Genomic DNA, 19,723 nt, shown 5'->3' with positions numbered 1-19,723 from the left:
CGCGACGTTGATTACTTACTTGTAATCAATTCCTTCGTGCACCAGGTGAAGCTCCTCCATGGCTACTTCACCACCACCTTTGGCCGCCAACGTCGGCCCGGTCCACTTCTTGGGCTGTGCATTGCGTAAGACCCAGGTCGCTACGGGTTGGCGCGCTTCGTCGAGCAAGGTGACCGTCACATTAGTCGGCGCGTACGCCCCGTCGGCGACCGCTTTGATCCACTCGAATAGTTTCGTCTTTCCGACCAGACCGCGTTTGAGCGTGACGTCATCCAGCTTGTGAGTGTTTGGAATTTTTCGCGCGGTATTGAACTTTTCGTTGCCGTTACGATACTCGGAATAGTTGACATCCATTCCCAGTCCGCTGGCGTCCGAAAAGCCGCCGAAGACATCCGCGGGATCGTCGTTCTTGTCGTTTAGCGAGACTAGATAATTGAAAGCGCCGTAGGGATTTGCACGTTCTGTCGGCATTGTTTTTCCTCCTCTGCGCGGGCCCTAAACCTTTGCGTCGCCCGTCCACTGGCCGATGCGGAAGATCACGAACTCAGCAGGTTTGACTGGCGCAATTCCCACCAGACAAATCATTCGGCCATTATCCAAATCGTTCTGGGTCATCGTGGTGCGATCGCAACGCACGAAATAGGCTTGTTCCGGCTTGTCGCCGAGCAGCGCGCCGTCGCGCCACAACACGAGCAGAAAGTCTTCAACCGTCTGCCGAATGTTGGCCCAAAGACGTGGCCCGTTTGGCTCGAACACCGCCCACTGGGTGCCTTTGTCGATTGAGTGCTCGATGTAGATGAACAGCCGGCGCACGTTGACGTACTTCCATTCGGGATCGGAGCTCATCGTGCGCGCTCCCCAAACGCGATTGCCGCGCCCTTCAAAAAAGCGCAGCGCGTTGATGCCTTCAGGATTGAGCACATCCTGGCGGCCCTTGTTGATGTTGGCTTCGAAGCGCGTCAAACCGCGGACGACTTCGTTGGCCGGCGCTTTGTGCACGCCGCGTTCAATATCTGAGCGCGCATAAATGCCGGTGACAAAGCCGGAAGGCGGTAACAAGAGACGTTTGGGCGGAGCTCCCTGCGTCGGCCGCTCGAGTGGATCAAACACTTCAATCCACGGGTGATAAAGCGCGGCGTACTTGCTGTCGAACCGGCCGCGGAAAGCGCGGATCTCAGTCATCGAGCTGCCGGTCGGCGCGTCAACTACGGCGATCCGATAACGCAGGCGTTCAGCATGCGATATCAACCGATCCGCCGCCTGGACACAGGTCTCTGAATCGTCAAACCCTCCGCCATCGGGCAACGCCACGATGGCGATGTCGTCTATCTCGCCGAGCGCGGCGAGACCCGTGGCTTTTTTGGTTGCATCGTCCGGGTCGGCTTCCTGACCGGCTAGATCGTCCGGAGTGACGAGCAGGCCGTCGTGCCCATTCTGCAAACGAAGAGGTGTGCCGTTCACGTCCGTCCCGCGCAAACCAACGATGAGCTCTATCGCCGACGCGGTGGCGGGATCATAATCAAGCCAGACGATCCCGTTTTCATCTTCCGGATCGTCGGGCTGAAGAATCTTGCCGATGAATCTCTTCTGACGCGGATCGGCGGCCAGTTCGGTGTAGACAAGGGGACTTTCACCATCCGGTGTCACGAACACCTGCATTTCGATCAACCGGATCACGTCGGTGTTGCCGGGAACGATCGCGCCGCCGGTCCCCTGAAACGTTTGGTTGCCGACGTTATCGATCTCGAGTACGGCCAGTGTTGCCGGATTGGGCACGGCATTGCCTGCCGGCAAAGACGTGCCGGGCGGGGGTGCGGGCAAGATCTCGACCACGGCGCCGGCTTTTGCGCTTTTCACTTTGACCGTGGCGCCGTCGAGAAACGCAATATTGCCGCCGCGTACGATTATGGTTTCGACTACTACATTTCCATAAGCGCCCGGCCAACGTGCCGTCCATGTCGCCGTAGATGCGCCCACGTTCACAATCCGACTGGCTATGCCGCCGGAAGTCGGACTGGCTGGTGTGCGTGGAGTAAAGACCCGCGAGACATAAAGCCGTTTGCCGCCGTTGTCGAAAAACGCGCGCGCCGCGTGGGCCATGAAGCAGAGATGTTCGTCAGCACCGGTGGGCCCGACGCCCAGCGGTTCCAGACCGCCATAGACCCGCTCGAATTCGGTAAAGCTTGTGATCAGCCGTGGCTCGCTGGTTTTTGGACCGCCCGTGTATTGCACCGGCCCGTAACGCGTCATTCCCGAGTATCCGGTCGTGCTCGTGGGCACGCCTTCAATTGACTTCGATCGGAAGCTGACTTCCTCGACGTAAACTCCTGGAGCTAAGTATTCAGGCATTGAAGCACTCCTTTTTTGGCGCGCGCGGCGCTAGGTGATTTCAAACTCCTGGTAAAGGCACTTCCCTAACTTGAACGTGAAAGTATCTGTGACACTCTTTGTGTACTCGCCCGGCAGTTGGTCGCCGGTCGCGACGTTGTCCACTGCAGCACCGGGTGCGCTCAGCGCTTCCAGCGGCAAGTCCCATAGCGGATCTCGCGCTTTGACATCGGCGGCCACGACCGGTGGAAAAGGATCCGGACCAAAGACTGAGACCGTGATCTCCAGAGGGTCGGGCCAGGCGCTACCGCTGGTGACCGCGGCATTGATCAGCAGCAGAAACTCGCCGCGATCGTCGCCGTGCGCGCGGCCCACAACCACCGGCGAACCTGCTAGCCTCGCCACGACCCGCGCCCAGCGCATCGCCGCGCCCGCGCGAACTACGCGCCCCCTCATGCAGGTTGAGCTGCCGGTAAAGTCATAGGCGGCCCCGGGAAAAAATTGGGGACGTCGGGTGCGGCGCCGGAAATCCAGGCGGCTAATTTGTTCCTGCGCCTCGACGTCAGACTCTGTTAAGATCGGGATTCGCAAGCGCCGCGGCACAATCCGGCGCCGGTCCTTTTCGGCTCGGTAGGTAGAGTCGCCCTGATCAAAGAAACGCAGATCGACTCGTCCGGTTGAGTCAGGAACACCAGGCTGGTAACGCAAAGCGAATAGATTTGAATTATGTCGCTCGATAGGTGGGCGTCTTAGTCCCGCCAGAGTAGCGTCATAACCCACCTGCAGTTCGTAACTCAGGCGACGGCCGCGTTGGGCATCGATGGGCTCGATACCCAGAGCCAGCCGGTGAATGATCTCGTCGAATCGTTCGGGAAGAAACTGATTCATAACTGCGTGGTCGGTACTAATCCGGTAAAGGCTTTGATCACCGGCCCTTCGGTCGGCACCTCTCGGCCGTCCAGCCGCATGATGCGAGCGATGTACGGGACGCTTAAACGGTAATCCGTCGGCAGCGAATCGAAGATGCGCATGAGTGCTTCCGTCGAAACTTCTTCCAGCACAACTTGGATCGAATCGTTGGCTTGCCATTCACCCGAGGAGTGCAGCATTGGACCGTTCAGGATTGGCGATGACTCCATGCACTGCATCGCCCGTCCCAGAATCCGGTGTTCGTCCTCGGCATTGTCGGCCCATGGCGTAATCATGTAATGAAGGTCCAACCCCAGATGAGAACGTCCATCCTCGAGGGCCGCTGCCGACAGCGCTGCCCGCATCACCTTGTTGAAGTCGACGCGATAAAGAAAGATCGACAACGCGGGAGTTCCGATATTGAGCGCTGACTTTTCAAAATCTACCGTGTTCACCAATCGGACGCTTGTCTTCTTAAAACCCGGCAGCGCTGGGTTGCCGACCGGCTGTAATTCTTCAAACCCGGCGCTCACCAACATCTCTATGCTTTTGCCTGCGGCCGCAATTCCGGCAAAACCAGCCACTGTGTTCTCCCTGATCGATGTCGGCTAACGATGGCGCCGCGCGTCTATCTCTCTTTGCGTCTCCATGACCGGAACCATCGTCGATCGCGCGAACCGTGCATCCAGTTAAGCTCCGGAACATAAGTCCCGACGAACGTCACGATGTCCTGGAGCCTTTGCAGGTACCGTCGCTTGCCACTCGGCACGTGGGTTACCTGCCCTCGCCAGGACGGCGGTCGCTTGCGGTCGTTTGGAACCTCAAGCCAAAGCTTGACAATGAACGAATGCACCTTCGACTCGGGTGTTTCCATCCATTTACTCGAACAGATAAAACATTGAAGATGTACGCAGACCTAAACAGCCCGAGCGCATTTTCCTATGCCACCCTTCAATGCTGGACTGTCTTAACAGACGCGATGTTGTCGGAACGTCTCGGGAGCGTCAGCGAAGCGTCTTGAGTGTTTTAGCGGAAGTTTGACGTGCAGGATCTCGGAACGCAGACCGCAGCCGGCCGTGGACCAAGCATTCGGGATTCGTTTTTAACGCTTGAGTGTGTCCAAACTTTGCTCGATTGTTTGGATGTCCTGCTGAATGCATTTCTGCGCGGTCGTGAGAACTGATTGGAGCTGTTTCAGCAGGCCCAGAACTTCCGGCGCAGACACTGACGACAGCGCGGATTGCGATGGAGAGAGAGGCAAGTCGAGATCGCCCAGTCGACTGTCACGGATTTGCTGGTAGAGCGCCGTCGTTGAACGTTCGGGCTTGACCCCCAATTCCTCGTCCAACACTTTGACACAACGCTCGTATTGGCGAAGCGCGCCAGTGCGGTCGCCCGATCGGTAACGTAAGTGCATCAATTGCCGGTGGGTACGTTCACTGGCCGGGTCGTATCTGAGAATTGTTGTCCCGAAGTCCAGGCCGGCTTCGTATTCCGAGTGCACTTCGGAATAGTTAACTAACTTGTCGAGCACTGACAGATACATATTCTGAAAGCGTTCGCGCTCGAAGAGGCACCAGTCGTGATACCAGCCTTCGAGCAGGTCGCCGCGGTACAGCCGCACCGCCTCCTTGAGCATTTTGGCTTTTGACTCGTCCAGAGACTCGCCGCGCACGCCGTTGGCGGCGGCCACGGCCTGCTCGAACGGATCGACATCAACCCACCATTCGAATTGCGAATTCAACTGTACCCAATCCCGACTTACGATCAGTACAGGTTCCTGCGGAGACCCGTTACTTTCAAGGGCCGTTTTCACATGCCAGAGTGCCTGACGTAAGTATTTTTTTGATTTGCTGGTGGGAACTTCGCCCCAAAGCAAGCTCGCGAGCGACTCGCGAGAGTGGCGACGTCCGCGAGCCACGAGGAGGTAAGAAAGTAATTCCTGCTCTTTACTCGCATCCAGACCTTTCAGGGGCGACCCATCTAGCTCGGCCGTAAACTTGCCGAATAATTGAAACCTCAAGTCGGACATCTAAAGGTTTCCTTCTGCGAGGGAAGGGCGGTCTGTGCCGAGACATCGGCCTCGGGTTAATAATCGAATGCTCTTCGTAGCCGGGGGTCAGAAGTTCGCAAGGTCGTATTGGGACTTCTCGGCAGGGAGCATTGAGCAAGTCTAATGATCCGTTATGTCCGCGCATCCTAGTAAGTCACCCTAAACCTGTCAAGCAATTTCGGGGGTCTTGCTAAAACTTTTTCAAGGTCTTTTTATCGGATGAATCATGAGAATCTGCTGTGAATCGATAAGGTTGAGTCGTACTTCACTCATGGCGGACTCTCGTCTGTGGCCGACAAGTGGAAGGAAAATGAAAAGATTCGCTACCGGGCGTAAGAAGAAGCCGTTCAGTGCGATTCTGATCTTGCGCTTCCCTGCACAAAACTTTGCATCTCGCCCTTTAAGTGAGACGTGATCAGCTAATGAATCGATGGAAGTTCACAATGAGTGCCGAATCGGTGACAAATGAAAAAGGCAAGGTCGCTGCCTTGCCCTAAATCATTGATTAATTTGGTGGAGCAGAGGGGGATCGAACCCCTGACCTCCGCATTGCGAACGCGGCGCTCTGCCAAACTGAGCTACTGCCCCACTTCAAAGGCGCAAGCACGCTGGATTTGAGAAGTTGCTTGCGACGGAGTCGAGAATAACAAATCTTCCCGACAAAGTTTAGCGGAGGGCTACTGCCCTCCGCTGGCGGGCGGTAGCCCGCCTCTAAACGCAAATAAGTCAAAGGGCGTCAAGCCGCCGCCCACTCCAAATGAGGTACCTAAGGCGTTGGGCTCGGTGACGCTGCGGGCTCTGGTCGTCCGGCACGTGTGGCTGTGAATGTTCCTGGACCGCGGCCGACAACCTGAACCGTGCCGCTCATCTGGTTTCCTCTAACTGTGCCGACGAAGATCGCGTCGGTTGTCTGACTTGCCGGCGCGGGCAATGTAATTGGAACTGTGAAATTCACTTCTGCGCCGGAGATCGATCCGGTCGCGATGCTGCCGGAGCCGAGTGGTCCTTGAAGCGATCCCGTCAGACGCTCGCCTTCCTGTTGCAGGCTCAGCGTCGCCGTCAGTTCCTGCTTCTCGTTTCCAGCCCCGGTAAGACTCACAGTCAAAGACCAGGTGCCCGACGCGCTGGCGCCTCGATCGGCGGGAGCTGCCGGCGGTCGCAGATCGATTGGTTTGCCATCGATGAAGACGTGCGCAATGCGACGGTCTCTCGCGAACAGATCGCCACGCGTAACCGTCAGGTTAGCAATCTTGCCGACCTCGATCGTGCCAAGCTGTGACGCAGCGCCGAGCACCTCAGCGGGCCAAATCGTCAGGGCCCGAATCGCATCGTCACGCGACAAACCGTTCTCGACAGTCTTGCTCACGTTCGCCAGATAGTCGTTCATCGAAGCCATGCCACCCGATTGAAACGCGAAACGTACTCCAGCCGCGGCGAGTCGACCGGCGGTCTTTGGAGCTTCGACGCGCTCGCGCAAAACACGCATCGGCTCAGGGTCGGCATCGGGTGAAGCCGCAGTCGTGCGTCTTGGAAAATTCAGTGACAGCAGCACCGGAATGTTGGCGCTCTTCAAGCGTGCCGCAACCCGATCTGCTTGTCGCCCTCCATTAATTATTACGCGCACATTGAATTCGCGCGCGAGATCAAGCACGCGTTCGATCTCGCGTTCACTGTCGGCCTGCATGACGATCGGCATTCGCCCGGCAACGACGGGCAACAAAGCCTCGAGCGATTTGTCCTGCGCCGGGCGCTTCTGTCCGCGCGGGTTCCGGTCGTAAATCTCGTTCATCTCGCGATAGCGACGCGTGTCGAGCAGCATTTGCCGCACGGACGCGAACACGCCCATCAACGAACCTGGATATTGGCCGCCGCCGAGCGGTTGCAGTCCGATGTATTGTGCTACTGGCGAACGCACGATCATCTGCTGCGGCGAATCGCCGGCAAGATTGATCAGCGCGGACTGTCCCAGAAACACATTGCCGCGCGGCGCCGTGTGCGCCGCAGTGATGCCCGTGTTACGAGCTGATTCGATTTCCGGGCCGCCGGGACGAACCAGATCGGAAGCGAGAATTTCCGGCTGCATTCCCGGCAGGTTGGGCGAGTTTGGCGAAGTCGCTGAAGGTGCACTCTGTCCAAACAGACCGGCGAATGCGCCTCCGCCCCCGCCGGGCGTCGGTGACGGGCGCGGAATTGCGAGCGTGGTGTTAGCGTCGATGATGCCCGGATAGACGGTCAGGCCCGTGCCGTCGATCACGCGCGCGTCAGCCGGCGCCGTGACATTCGCTCCGACAGCGACGATCAACCCATCGCGAAACACGACTGTGCCGCGATCGATCACCGACCCGGAACCCGTCACGATGCGTGCGTTAGTGATCGCGTAAGTGTCCGTGCCGGTGCGCCGTTGAGCGTCGCCGCTGCGAAGGGCCGACGCCGTGACAAAAGCGAGAAGGGCAACAATGATGACAACTAACGAGCGCGTGTTGTTTCGCATTCCGTAGGTTCCTCGACCGGGCTTTCCTGTTCGTTTGGAGTAGCAAAAAATACAGGAAGCTTGGAGCACAGTAAAGGGAGAATCTCGCGAGAGAAGTTGGATCTGCGCCAGAAAGTTAGGAGGTCGCGGAAGGAGGAGGTTAGGTGTTCTGATTCGCTACCTCGTCATCTTTCAGACGGTTCCGCTTTTCGACGTATGCCTTAACCGAGCGGTGTGCTGCCTTTAGTTTGTCTGGAGATAACTCTCCGAACTGCTCTATCAGCTTCGTGATCAAATCTTCGTCTATGACGGCAGGAGTTTCCTTCCACCAGCCGGCTTCGTAATTTGCCTGCCACCAATTTGTGTATTCAAACGGTAAATTCTCCCGGTTAACGCGCACGCCGTACAGTTTTGCATCAGTAAAGTCGACACTATGGCAATGAGACCCTTCCAGATTAGTGTCCTCTAATTTCGCGCCTCCCAGTGACGCGCCCATTAAGAACACCCCCGGCATTACAGCGCGGGCGAAGTTAATGTTTCGCAAATTAGCGCCGCTCAAACTAGCGTTGGCAAGATAAGCGCTGAAGAAATTCAGGGAATCGTTCGCCGTGTCCGGCCGCTCCCGGAAAACCATCTCAAACATTCGGATGTTTTGATTCAGGCGTCGACCCAGGTCTTTGAGGCCGCTTTTAATTGTTTTCATTCGTAGTCGCTTTTCAGCAGCACTCGTAATCCTTTCGCTTTCTTCCCAGGAGCTGTATTGAGTCACAAGGGCCTTGAGACCCTCGAGCGAACACCGTGTAAGGTTTGTCGCTTCCTTCCAAGCTTCCTCTCCTACCTGGTCAGGTTTAGTCGAGCCTTTGGCGGCGAAGTATTCCGTCAGAAGGGTCTTCAGATCAGCCGTCAGCCGGAGGTTTGAGTCGTACAAGCGCTCCGCTGCGCGCTTAATGCTTTTCGGCCAGATGCTTTTGAGCGCGGTGACGATGGCATGGTTGACCACGGTGTGCTCTTCGATCAGTAACCCGGTAACGAGTTGGTCGAGCGCGGTATTGAAATAGGGATAAGTTCTAACCCTTTTCTTCAGCCACTCTTTTGCCTTCGACCACGGTTTGCCTTTGAGAACGTTCCAGCGCTTATCTGGTCGACGGCGCGGGAAGGTGTAAAACCAAGTATCACCAATCTGCGCCAGCATCGCGGCGGCGCTGGCGCGAACGGTAGGACTGTCCTTGTCGCCGAAGCGCTTCAACGCCTCGTAGAATTCGGTGTCCTTTCGCGCCCGTAGTGCTGTGCGCTGGTTAACCAGGAGTGTGGAGAGGGCAACTAACGCAGCGGTGAGCGCACCGAGGAGGGCTGCATTATCAAGAAGAGTGCGCCAGAGAGTTCTTGTCGTCTGCTCAGTGACCTTCTTGGTTAGCGTACGGTAGTACTCGGCCAGGGCCTCTTCGTTTTGGCGGCGTGCTTCGCTGAGCTGTTGATCTTCGCGCGACGCGTGTGGCGTTGCGTCAGGGGGCGGCGTTGGCGCAGGTGTTTGAGCCGGCGCACACGCCGCAAACAGGAAACAACCGACAAGTATCAAGAACGCAGCGCGCAGATGCAGGACAAAGCGTCGTGAAGGAAGCAGTGCTTGAGAGGGCATGGGGGGCTACCTCGGGGAGCCTCGCTGCTTGCGAATCGCGACGAAAAATACAGGAACATCAGCGGCCAGTAAAGAGCGCCCGGGCGGCTTTGCTCTTGTCTCTGTGGAAACTCCGTGTCTCTGTGGTGGGTGTTGTCCAGGACTTTCACCACAGAGTCACAGAGAACTCACAGAGACACGGACAAGAACTAAGAACCGGCAATAGCTCAAATGACTATTAGCCGATATAGACATGAAGTAGAATCTCCGCCGCCGAAAGAAGAAATGTTACCGGTGCGGAAATTAATCCTCTTCGCCATCGCCACAATCGCGCTGCTTGGCTTTTCTGCAACGCCGAGTGCGCAGAACGCGACCTACGACCTTGTTATTCGCGACGGCCTGGTGGTGGATGGCAGCGGTAGCCCGTGGTATCGCGCCGACGTGGCCATTAAGGACGACAAGATCGTGCGCATTGCGCCCTCTATTACCGAACCCGCGAAACATACCATCATCATCAAAGGCCAGGTGGTGACGCCCGGCTTCATCGACATACACACGCACGCGCGGCGCGGGATCTTCGAGGTGCCCACGGCTGAGAATTATGTGCGGCAGGGTGTGACGACTTTGATCGAAGGCCCCGATGGCGGATCACCGGTCCCGCTCGCACCGTTCTTCAAGCGACTTGAAGCTCTGCCGAAGTCCGTGAACTTTGGCATGTTCATTGGTCAGGGCTCAGTGCGCGCGGCCGTGATCGGTGAGGTGAATCGGAAACCGACGCCGGAAGAGCTCGACAAGATGCGCGCCCTCGTGAAGCAGGGAATGGAAGACGGCGCGTTCGGCTTAAGTTCCGGACTGTTCTATGTGCCCGGCACGTTCACGGAAACCGATGAAGTCATTGAGCTGGCAAAAGTAGCGGGGCGTTACGGTGGCATTTATATCTCGCACATGCGCGACGAAGCGACCCGCAGTGTGGACAGCGTAAAAGAGACGATCGCGATCGGCGAACGTGGCGGCCTGCCGACGCAGATCACGCATCACAAAATCATCGGCAAGAAAAATTGGGGTAAGAGCATCACCACGCTGCGCCTGATCGATGAAGCGCGCGCGCGGGGCGTTGATGCCACTATCGATCAATATCCCTACACGGCTTCGAGCACCAGTGTCACCGCCGCCCTACTTCCTGCATGGGCGCAGGAAGGCGGCCGCGAAGAGCTCTTGAAGCGGCTCAAAGACCCGGCCACGCGACGAAAAATTAAAGCTGAGACGATGCGGCTGATTCGTGAAGAGCGCGGCGGCGGAGATCCTCGCAACGTGCAGATCGCGAGTTGCAGTTGGGACGCTTCGCTGGCGGGCAAAAATCTTTCCGACATCACGCGTCTGCGCCAGCTGGCCGTGACGATTCCCAATGCGGCCGAAGCGACGCTGTGGCTGGTGGAGCAGGGCGGATGCTCCGGAATATTTCACGCGATTAGCGAAGCAGACTTGAAACGGATTCTGCGTCATCCGGCCACGATGATCGGATCGGACGGCGAGATTCCAATCTTCGGCGCCGCCAGTCCGCACCCGCGCAGCTACGGCACTTTCGCGCGCGTGCTCGCCGTTTACGTGCGCGAAAAAAAAGTGATCCCGCTCGAAGAAGCGGTGCGGAAGATGACGTCGTTCCCGGCGCAGCGGCTCGGGCTGACAGATCGAGGATTGCTTCGTCCCGGCATGAAAGCCGACATTGCGATCTTCAATCCAGCCATCGTGCGCGATCTCGCCACCTTCGAAAAGCCGCATCAATACGCGGAAGGTTTTTCATTCGTGATTGTTAACGGGCAGATTATTTTCCAGTCCGGCGCCATGACTGGGGCGCGGCCGGGCAAAGTCCTCTACCGCAGGTAGCTGCGTCAAAAATCGAAAGTTCATGGCCTGAAGGTTCCGCCTGAGAGACTTGGTACTCTATGACTTTTGAGGCAAAGCCACCACGGTAGCCGCGTGAGAAGCACGTTCTAAAGACGCGACGACCTGAAGCGTCGTGCTTCAGGTCGCCACATCGATTCGGTTTTGACGGAATTTATCGCAGGGCAATTTCGACGGTCTGCGGTCGATCGCTGGTCTTAGCGATGCTTTTTTCTTCCTTCGACGGGGCGATTCGCATGCCTGAAAATTCCGTCGTCCAAATCTCACCGAGAAAGTAGCTGTTGCCGTAGCGACGGAAAACCAATCGCTGAGGCCGGCGGTTTGTGGAATTGACGCTTTGCGGCGTCATCACGTAAACCTGCGACTTCCGGTCGGCGCTCTTCAGCAGGATGGTTTGCGCGCTGACGTGTTGGACCGTGTACTCGCCGGCTTTCATCGGGTTGTTCGCCGCCGCGAAATCGAAAGAGATACTCGCCCGGGTCGTTTTCGACTGAGCCTGAACCGAAACGCAAGCGATCATCAGAATCCGCTCGCCAGAGCGAGCATTGTTAGGGTGTTCTTTTTCATCTTCATCTCCTTTTAGTTTGGGCGAGCTGTTATCGCCTTCATCTGCTAACGCGACGTCAATCGAGAAACGGGCTCAAATTAATTTTTCAGAGGATCGCGCGGGACTTTAGCCGAACAACAGCAACGACTTAACGCTATTGAAGTTTGCCGAAGGCGGGAAAGAATCCGCTACCGCTCGCCGCGTCATCAGGATAGAATTGCCGGCTCAATAGAGAGGCCCACGATGCCGAAATCCCCCGTCAATGTGACGGAACTCCTGCACGCCTGGAGCGACGGCGATAAAGCTGCGCTGGATGAGTTGCTGCCGATCGTCCATGACGAACTGCGACGCCAGGCTTCGCGATACTTACGCCGCGAACGCGCCGGGCACACGTTGCAGACAACCGCATTGGTAAACGAGGCCTACCTGCGTCTTGTCGATCAAAAAAAAGTGCAGTGGCAAAATCGGGCGCAGTTTTTCGGCATCGCGGCGCAGTTGATGCGGCGGATTCTGGTTGATCACGCGCGCGCTAAGCAGCGCGTGAAGCGCGGCGGCGGGGATCTCCGCGTCACGCTCGACGAAGCGATGGCGATTGCGGCGAATCGAGAGATCGATCTAGTGACGCTCGACGCCGCTCTCGATCGATTGGCGCAAATCGACGAGCAGCAAAGCAAAGTGGTCGAGTTGCGTTTCTTCAGCGGCCTCAACGTGGAAGAGACGGCAGCGGCGCTCAGCGTTTCACCGGCCACGGTCAAGCGCGACTGGAGCGTCGCGAAGGCTTGGTTATACCGCGAGATCACCGGAGAACGGCCCCAGTGAATCCTGATAACTGGCCGAAAGTAAAAGAGATTTTTGATCAGGCGTTGGCCCGGCCGGCGGGCGAGCGAGCGGCGTTTGTACGCGATGCGTGCGGCGATGACCAGGAGCTCCGGCAAGAAGTCGTATCGCTGTTGCGCTCTTACGAAGACGCGGAGAGTTTCATGGAGACGCCCGCCGTGCAATCAGCGGCCCGTTCACTGGCCGGTGACGGGAAGCTTTCTGTCGGTCAGCAGATAACGCATTACGTGATACGCGCGCTTATCGGCGAAGGCGGCATGGGCGAAGTCTATCTGGCGGAAGACATCGAGTTGCATCGCCAAGTCGCCATCAAGCGATTGCCTGCCGAACTGGCGACGAACCAAAGTCGGCTGCGACGCTTTGAGCAGGAAGCACGGGCCATCTCAGCGCTGAATCACCCGAACATCATAACGATCCATGAGATTGCTCAAGCCGATGGCCTGCGCTTTATCGTTTCTGAGTTTATCGACGGCGACACGCTGCGCGAACGAATGTTGGCAGAGCGCCTTAAGCTCACGACCGCGCTTGATATTGCGACTCAGGTTGCCGGAGCTTTAGCGGCCGCGCATGCCGCGGACATCGTTCACCGCGACATTAAACCGGAGAACATCATGATTCGCCGCGATGGCCTGGTGAAGGTCCTCGACTTTGGTGTGGCCAAACTCAATGAACCGCGCACGCTGGACATCGGATCCGAGTTGCCGACCGCGACCAGACTGAAAACTGAACCGGGTATGCTCATCGGAACGCCTTCATATATGTCGCCGGAACAAGCGCGCGGAGACGTGATTGACCAACGCACTGATCTCTGGGCAGTCGGCGTAGTTCTGTATGAAATGCTCGCGGGACATCCACCGTTTTCCGGCCAGACGTCCAGTCACATCATCGTTTCGATACTCGAACGCGAGCCGCCGCTGTTGGTGACATTAGCGGAAGACGTTCCGACTGAACTGCAACGGATTGTGCGCAAGACGCTCGCGAAAGATCGTGAGCAGCGATACCAAACGGCCCGGGATCTGCTGATTGATCTGAACAGCCTGCGACGCGATCTCGACCTTCAATCGGAAATAAAACGAAGCCGGGGCACGGATGCCAGTCTCTTCAAAACAGCTACGGGAACTGAGAATCGAGCGGCGCAATATGCGAGCGGCTCGTTCAGTTCGGCCACGATGGAATCCCGCGCGGTTGCGAATGCTGAAGATCAGATTTACGGGAAGAAACGACGGCAGCTGTATATCGGTATTGCCGGCGCCGCTCTGATCGCAATCGCGATCGTCACGACCGCAGTCCTCTTAAGTCGAAGATCACCGGTTGCTCGCCCGCCCACGCAGCGAGCGCTGGCGCGCCTGACCTTTGACGCGGGATTACAGAGCGAGCCCAGTTGGTCGCCGGATGGGCAGTTCGTTGCTTACAGCTCAAACCGCAGCGGCAATTTTGATATTTGGGTAAAGCCGTTGGGTGAAGGCGATCCGGTCCAGGTGACAAAATCATCTGCGCACGATTGGCAGCCGGACTGGTCTGTGGATGGCAAACGAATCGTGTTTCGTTCTGAGCGCGATGGCGGCGGTTTGTTCGTCGTGCCGGCGCCGACCGGCGGCAACGAACGCAAAATCTCTTCGTTTGGATATCGACCGCACTGGTCGCCCGACGGCTCGCAGATCCTCTTCTACAGCGTGGACTTTCACAACACGCCGTCGCCTCCGAAACTTTATTTGGTGGGGTTGGACGGCGCTCCGCCCCGCGAAGTGTTAAGTGAAGCACTCAGCGGGATGACAGGACGCCTTAGAGTGTCGTGGCATCCGGACGGAAAGCGCGTCTCGCTCTGGTCGGATAACAGCGGTGAACTTGCGTTCGAAACAGTTGCGCTGGTGGGCGGTGGCCGGGCAAAGTCCGAAATCAATCCCGAGGTTGTCCAGCAAATCAAATCGGCAGGCGTCGACTTATTCGATTTCCGCTGGGGGCCGTCGGGCCGCGTCCTCTATTTCGAGGGTATTTCGCGCGAGGTTCGCAATCTTTGGAAGGTCGAAGTCGATCCGCAGAGTCTCCGTTGGATTGCCGGTCCCGAACGATTGACCACTGCCGCAGGTCCCGATACCGATATAGCGATTTCGCCTGACGGTCACAACCTGGCATTCACGACGCGCACACAGGAAACGCGCCTGTGGTCATTCAAGTTCAACGCCCTTACTGGTCAAGTCAAAGACGCAGGCCAGCCGATCACGCCCACCGGAATGGAGACCCTCAGTTTTGACCTTTCGCGTGATGGCAAGCGGCTGGCGTTCATCGGGACACGCGCGGGGAGGCATGAGTTGCGCGAGAGCACTCTCGCGGATGGTAAGGAAAAACTGCTGACGGCCGCCGACGCGTTTTCGTTTTCGGCTGCGCGCTGGTCGCGAGATGGCAAACGCCTGGCCTACGTTCGCAGCCGCGCTTTGAACCAGGCAAGCCGACAGTATGAACATACGCTCGAACATTCGATGATGGTTTTGGATCTCAGCAACGGTAACGAACAGGTGCTGACTTCGCATCATCAACTTCAGGGGTGGAGTTGGGATTGGACGGCGGACGAACAATACATCCTCGGCAGCTCTTCGCGTCAAACGCCCGGACAGTGGGGTCTTTATCTCTTTCCGCTGGGGGCCGCTCCCAATGCTGAGAACCAAGTGAGGCTCGTTTCCAGCCGACCGGGCTTTGGCGCTTTCAATGCGCGGTTCTCTCCTGATGAGAAGTGGATTTGTTTCATTGGTGGCAAGAGCGATGACGCCGGCGATGTGGCGATTTATGTGGTGCCCGCAGTGGGTGGAGAGTGGATACGCATAACCGAAGGCCGTGAGTTTAACGACAAACCGCGATGGTCACCTGACGGCCGCACCATCTATTTCATTTCCAACCGAACAGGATTTTTCAATCTCTGGGCCAGAAGCTTTGATCCCGTCAACGGTCAACCCGTGGGAGAGGTGCGCCGGCTGACAAACTTCGACAGCCCCGGGAGAATGATTCCGCCCCGAATTGTTCCCTTGGAAATGTCGCTGGTTCAGGACCGGTTGGTGGTGCCGATTATGGAGGTCTCGGGCGGTATCTGGATTTTAGAAAATGTGGATCGCTAACCTGTATCAAAGATGGTAGGGTCGAATTGTTTTTCTCCGTGCCTACTCTGTGGTTCTCGGAGTCTTTGTGGTGATAATTTCTGAGACAAATACACCACAGAGACACGGAGTTCCACCGAGTTGCACAGAGATTCTGAATTAAGACGCTACTCAAAAGAAATATGTTTCAGTGTCCTCAGAGTGATGCAGAGTAGTTAAGACAGCTCGGCGATTCACCTTCGTCACTTGATGAGTCTCGAAGCCGGCACAAAACTCGGCCGTTACGAAATTCGCTCGAAGATTGGCGCGGGCGGCATGGGCGATGTTTATCTGGCCCAGGACACCGAACTGGATCGAACGGTGGCGGTAAAAATTTTGCCGGACGACGTCACCGGGGATGAGCAACGCCTGCACCGGTTTACTCAGGAAGCGCGAGCTGTTTCCGCTCTGAATCACCCAAACATTCTCACCATCCACGAGATCGGCAGCAGCGAAAACATTCGTTTCATTGCTACCGAATTCATCGACGGCCAGACGCTGCGGCGAAGCATCGAGTCGGGCCTTAAACTGATCGACATTCTCGAAATCGCGATTCAGGCCGGCAGCGCGCTGGCTGCGGCCCACGCCGCGGGAATCATTCACCGCGACATCAAGCCCGACAACATCATGGTGCGCCGTGATGGCTACGTTAAGCTGCTGGATTTTGGACTGGCCAAACTAATTGTCTCTGATTCTTCGACTGATGCTGAGGCCGAAACGCTGGCGATGATAAATACCAGCGCCGGCGCCGTGATCGGGACGGCGAAGTACATGTCACCGGAACAAGCAAAAGGGATCGCGGTCGACCGGCGGACTGACTTGTGGAGCCTGGGCGCAGTCATCTACGAGATGATCACGCGCAACGAACCGTTCGGGGGCGAGACGCCCACGGAAATAATCTCGCTGATCCTGCAGCGGGAGCCACCACCGCTGGACAGCTACGTCAATGAGGCGCCGCCTGAGTTGCAGCGTATTGTTTCGAAGGCGCTGACCAAGAAGCTGGACGACCGGTATCAAGCCGCCGAAGAATTAGTCGCCGACCTACGCAACCTGAAACGGAAGCTGGAAGCTACGGCTGAGACGTCCGGCGTCATGCCTGAGCTCCGCCGGTCAACTTCCGACAGCAGCCGGCTGGTTGGCCCGCTGACTGCGACACGCGAAACGCCGGCGACCGCTCTGCCCGCTCCCTCGAGCGCCGAATACGTGGTCTCCGGAATCAAGCAACACAAGCGCGCGGCAATCGTCACGTCATTGGTGGTGTTCTTCGGATTGGTGGGCCTGGTCATCCTTCTTCAGCGCTCGCGTAATTCAGGGGCAGCCATTCAGTCGATCGCGGTGCTGCCGTTTGAAAACCAGAGCCAGGATCCCGAAACCGAATATCTTTCCGATGGCGTCACCGAAAGCATCATCAACAGCCTGGCCCAGCTGCCAAACGTCAGAGTGATCGCCCGCAGTTCAGTGTTTCGTTACAAGGGACAAAAGATCGATCCGCTGAAAGCCGGACAAGAGTTGGGTGTGCATGCGGTGCTGACCGGCAGGCTTGTGCAACGGGGCGACAGCCTGACAATCAGCACTGAGCTGCTTGATGTCAGAGAAAACAAACAGCTCTGGGGCGAGCAATACAACGAGAAGGTAGCCGACATTCTCTCGATGCAGCGCGCCATTGCCGGCCAGATTTCCAATCACCTGCGGCTCAAACTTTCCGGATCGGATCAGAGCCGGGTCACGCGGGTTTACACGCAGAACACCGACGCCTATCAGCTCTATCTAAAAGGCCGCTTTCTTTGGAATAAGCGCACGAGCGAGTCACTGGAAAAATCTGTCGAGTACTTCGATCAGGCGATCGCAAAAGATCCCACCTATGCTCTGGCGTATGCAGGGCTGGCCGATAGTTGGTACTCGCGCGGTTGGTACCGGTATGTCGAACCAAAGCAGGCGTATGAAAAGGCTCGGGTGGCCGCGAACCGGGCCCTCGAACTCGATCCGCGTTTGGCTGAGGGGCACGCGATTCTGGCGGCCATTAAGACGGTCTATGACTGGGATTGGGCGGGCGCGGAGCGCGAGTTCAAACTCGCCATTGAACTGAATCCGAGCTACGCGACGGCGCACCAGCGGTACTCACTTTTCCTGCCCGCGCTCGGCCGCTTTGACGAAGCGATTGCCGAAGCCAGAAAAGCTCGGGACGTCGATCCACTTGCATTGCCGGTTAACGAAAACCTGGGTGACATTTTGTACCTCGCGCGCCGGTACGACGAAGCGATCGAGCAACTGCGGAAGACTTTAGAGTTGGATCCGAATTATGGCGTCGCGCACGGCACGCTCGCAAAAGTGTACGAGGCGCAAGGCAAACACGAAGAATTGCTCGAAGAAAGACTGAAAGGTTCGTCGCCCGAAACCGTGGCCGAGCTGAGAAAGGTTTTCGCCGCCTCCGGGATCAAAGGCGTCTGGCAGAATCGACTGAACGTGTTGCTTGAACGTTCGAAAACCGCGTATGTGTCGCCCGCGGATATTGCGCTGTTCTACACGCGCCTGAATGATCGCGATCAGGCTTTCGCCTGGCTGGAAAAGGCAATGGCCGAACGTTCGATCAACTTCAACTATTTGGTGGCCGATCCGCGGTTCGACAATCTGCGCGGCGATCCACGGCTCGCGGCCTTGCTTCGGCGGGTCGGATTGGAGCCGATAAAAATATAATGCGAAACAGAACCTTTGGCCGCACCGATTGGGAAGTCAGCGAAATAGGCTATGGCATGTGGGGGATGGCCAGTTGGTCAAACTCGGACGATCACCAGTCTCTGGAATCACTGCAGGCCGCAGTCGATCTAGGCTGCGACTTTTTCGATACGGCCTACGCTTATGGCGAAGGGCACAGCGAACAGTTGCTGGGCCAAACCGTGCGCGCGAATCCGCAGAAGCGTCTCTACACGGCGACCAAGATTCCTCCGATGAACCGGGAATGGCCGGCGCGTGCGGACGCCACGCTGAAGGAATCCTATCCGCCCGACCACGTCGAAGAATACGTGCACCGCAGTCTGAAGAATGCTGATCTGCAGAACTTCGATTTGATCCAGTTCCATACCTGGAATGACGAGTGGCTGCGCGACGATCGTTGGTTCTACAAACTCGACGACTTGCGCAGTCAGAAACTAATCAGCGCGATCGGAATCAGTATCAATCGCTGGGAGCCCTGGAATGGAATGCGCGCGGTGCGAACCGGTCAGATCGATGCCGTTCAGGTCATTTACAATATCTTCGATCAGAATCCCGAAGACGAGTTGTTTCCGGCGTGTGAAGAGATGAATGTCGCCGTGATTGCGCGCGTGCCTTTTGATGAGGGTACCTTGACCGGCACGCTGACCAAAGGCAGCCACTGGCCCGAAGGCGATTGGCGCAACACATATTTTGTGCCTGAGAACTTGAGCGCGAGCGTTGATCGAGCCGAAGCGCTAAAAGAAACGTTGCGCGTCTGGAACGAGGAGCACGCTACGCAAATCACCATGCCTGAACTGGCTCTGCGCTTTATTCTTTCCAATCCGACGGTCAGTACGATCATTCCGGGCATGCGCAAGCTTGCGCACGTCGAAGCCAACCTCGCCGCGAGCGATGCCGGTCCCTTGCCGGTGGAATTACGAGAGCGACTACGCGCTCATCGGTGGGTCCGAAAACCTGCGCCGTGGTCGCAATAACACGGCCCGGAACTCCCTGAGTGACGCTGCTGAAAAAAAGCAGTTGCGCAGATAAGGGCGAGTGACTATACTGCGCCTTCCCCCGCCCTAAACCTCCATCATGTCAATGGCAAGGTTCGGATTGCGCAGCTTAGCAATTTTCTTTTACGCGCGTCGCCGAAGCCTGCCTGCGGCACGAATTAATCATCTCTTCATTCATTTCAGGCCTCATTTTTGCCGCCTGTTCTCGCCGACACGAGACGGCTCGCACG

14 protein-coding genes and 1 tRNA gene are annotated in these 19,723 nt (G+C 57.2%); 5 read left to right on the top strand and 10 right to left on the bottom strand.

Annotated elements, in window-relative coordinates:
* Nucleotides 1-15 precede the first annotated feature (15 nt).
* The 9 genes from VFX97_10095 to VFX97_10055 all read right to left on the bottom strand — a co-directional run bounded on the left by VFX97_10095 (nucleotide 16) and on the right by VFX97_10055 (nucleotide 9,396).
* Nucleotides 16-471: a phage tail protein gene (locus tag VFX97_10095; protein ID HEX5703536.1), complete on the bottom strand. Its 456-nt coding sequence runs from the start codon at nucleotides 469-471 to the stop codon at nucleotides 16-18.
* A 24-nt stretch (nucleotides 472-495) separates the two neighbouring features.
* Nucleotides 496-2,349 (bottom strand): phage tail sheath subtilisin-like domain-containing protein, encoded by a 1,854-nt coding sequence (locus tag VFX97_10090; protein HEX5703535.1) that lies wholly within the window; start codon nucleotides 2,347-2,349, stop codon nucleotides 496-498.
* A 30-nt stretch (nucleotides 2,350-2,379) separates the two neighbouring features.
* The gene (locus tag VFX97_10085) at nucleotides 2,380-3,216 is read right to left on the bottom strand and encodes a hypothetical protein (GenBank protein HEX5703534.1); all 837 of its coding nucleotides are present in this window, start codon (nucleotides 3,214-3,216) and stop codon (nucleotides 2,380-2,382) included.
* Complete coding sequence (locus tag VFX97_10080) at nucleotides 3,213-3,821, bottom strand: DUF4255 domain-containing protein (GenBank protein ID HEX5703533.1); 609 nt, start codon at nucleotides 3,819-3,821, stop codon at nucleotides 3,213-3,215. The genes VFX97_10085 and VFX97_10080 overlap by 4 nt, the downstream gene beginning before the upstream one ends.
* A gap of 44 nt (nucleotides 3,822-3,865) precedes the next feature.
* Complete coding sequence (locus VFX97_10075; GenBank protein ID HEX5703532.1) at nucleotides 3,866-4,111, bottom strand: hypothetical protein; 246 nt, start codon at nucleotides 4,109-4,111, stop codon at nucleotides 3,866-3,868.
* 228 nt (nucleotides 4,112-4,339) lie between these two features.
* Entirely contained in the window at nucleotides 4,340-5,269 is a 930-nt protein-coding gene (locus VFX97_10070; GenBank protein ID HEX5703531.1) for a BTAD domain-containing putative transcriptional regulator, read from the bottom strand.
* 532 nt (nucleotides 5,270-5,801) lie between these two features.
* Nucleotides 5,802-5,878 (bottom strand) — tRNA-Ala (locus VFX97_10065).
* 178 nt (nucleotides 5,879-6,056) lie between these two features.
* Nucleotides 6,057-7,781, bottom strand: coding sequence for an amidohydrolase family protein (locus VFX97_10060; protein ID HEX5703530.1), 1,725 nt, complete (start codon nucleotides 7,779-7,781; stop codon nucleotides 6,057-6,059).
* Between the two features lie 139 nt (nucleotides 7,782-7,920).
* A complete protein-coding gene (locus VFX97_10055; protein ID HEX5703529.1) occupies nucleotides 7,921-9,396 on the bottom strand; it encodes a pentapeptide repeat-containing protein in 1,476 nt (491 codons plus the stop codon).
* A 273-nt stretch (nucleotides 9,397-9,669) separates the two neighbouring features.
* Between VFX97_10055 and VFX97_10050 the strand changes: the two genes are divergently transcribed.
* On the top strand, nucleotides 9,670-11,259 hold the full coding sequence (locus VFX97_10050) for a D-aminoacylase (protein ID HEX5703528.1): 1,590 nt from the start codon (nucleotides 9,670-9,672) through the stop codon (nucleotides 11,257-11,259).
* A gap of 172 nt (nucleotides 11,260-11,431) precedes the next feature.
* Here the strand turns inward: VFX97_10050 and VFX97_10045 are convergent, their stop codons facing one another.
* Entirely contained in the window at nucleotides 11,432-11,797 is a 366-nt protein-coding gene (locus tag VFX97_10045; protein ID HEX5703527.1) for a hypothetical protein, read from the bottom strand.
* 270 nt (nucleotides 11,798-12,067) lie between these two features.
* Here VFX97_10045 and VFX97_10040 point away from each other — a divergent pair, with 270 nt between their 5' ends.
* The 4 genes from VFX97_10040 to VFX97_10025 all read left to right on the top strand — a co-directional run bounded on the left by VFX97_10040 (nucleotide 12,068) and on the right by VFX97_10025 (nucleotide 19,472).
* On the top strand, nucleotides 12,068-12,643 hold the full coding sequence (locus VFX97_10040) for a sigma-70 family RNA polymerase sigma factor (GenBank protein HEX5703526.1): 576 nt from the start codon (nucleotides 12,068-12,070) through the stop codon (nucleotides 12,641-12,643).
* Nucleotides 12,640-15,768, top strand: coding sequence for a protein kinase (locus VFX97_10035; GenBank protein HEX5703525.1), 3,129 nt, complete (start codon nucleotides 12,640-12,642; stop codon nucleotides 15,766-15,768). The genes VFX97_10040 and VFX97_10035 overlap by 4 nt, the downstream gene beginning before the upstream one ends.
* A 228-nt stretch (nucleotides 15,769-15,996) precedes the next feature.
* Nucleotides 15,997-18,480 (top strand): protein kinase, encoded by a 2,484-nt coding sequence (locus VFX97_10030; GenBank protein ID HEX5703524.1) that lies wholly within the window; start codon nucleotides 15,997-15,999, stop codon nucleotides 18,478-18,480.
* Nucleotides 18,480-19,472 carry an aldo/keto reductase gene (locus VFX97_10025; GenBank protein HEX5703523.1) on the top strand — a complete coding sequence of 331 codons (993 nt, stop codon included), beginning with the start codon at nucleotides 18,480-18,482 and terminating at the stop codon, nucleotides 19,470-19,472. Before VFX97_10030 ends, VFX97_10025 begins: the two co-directional genes overlap by 1 nt.
* The last annotated feature ends 251 nt before the right edge of the window (nucleotides 19,473-19,723 follow it).

This window comes from Pyrinomonadaceae bacterium (assembly GCA_036277115.1).
Taxonomy (GTDB): domain Bacteria; phylum Acidobacteriota; class Blastocatellia; order Pyrinomonadales; family Pyrinomonadaceae; genus UBA11740.
Note: the sequence above shows the minus strand (reverse complement) of the source record. Positions and strands in the feature narration are given on the sequence as shown.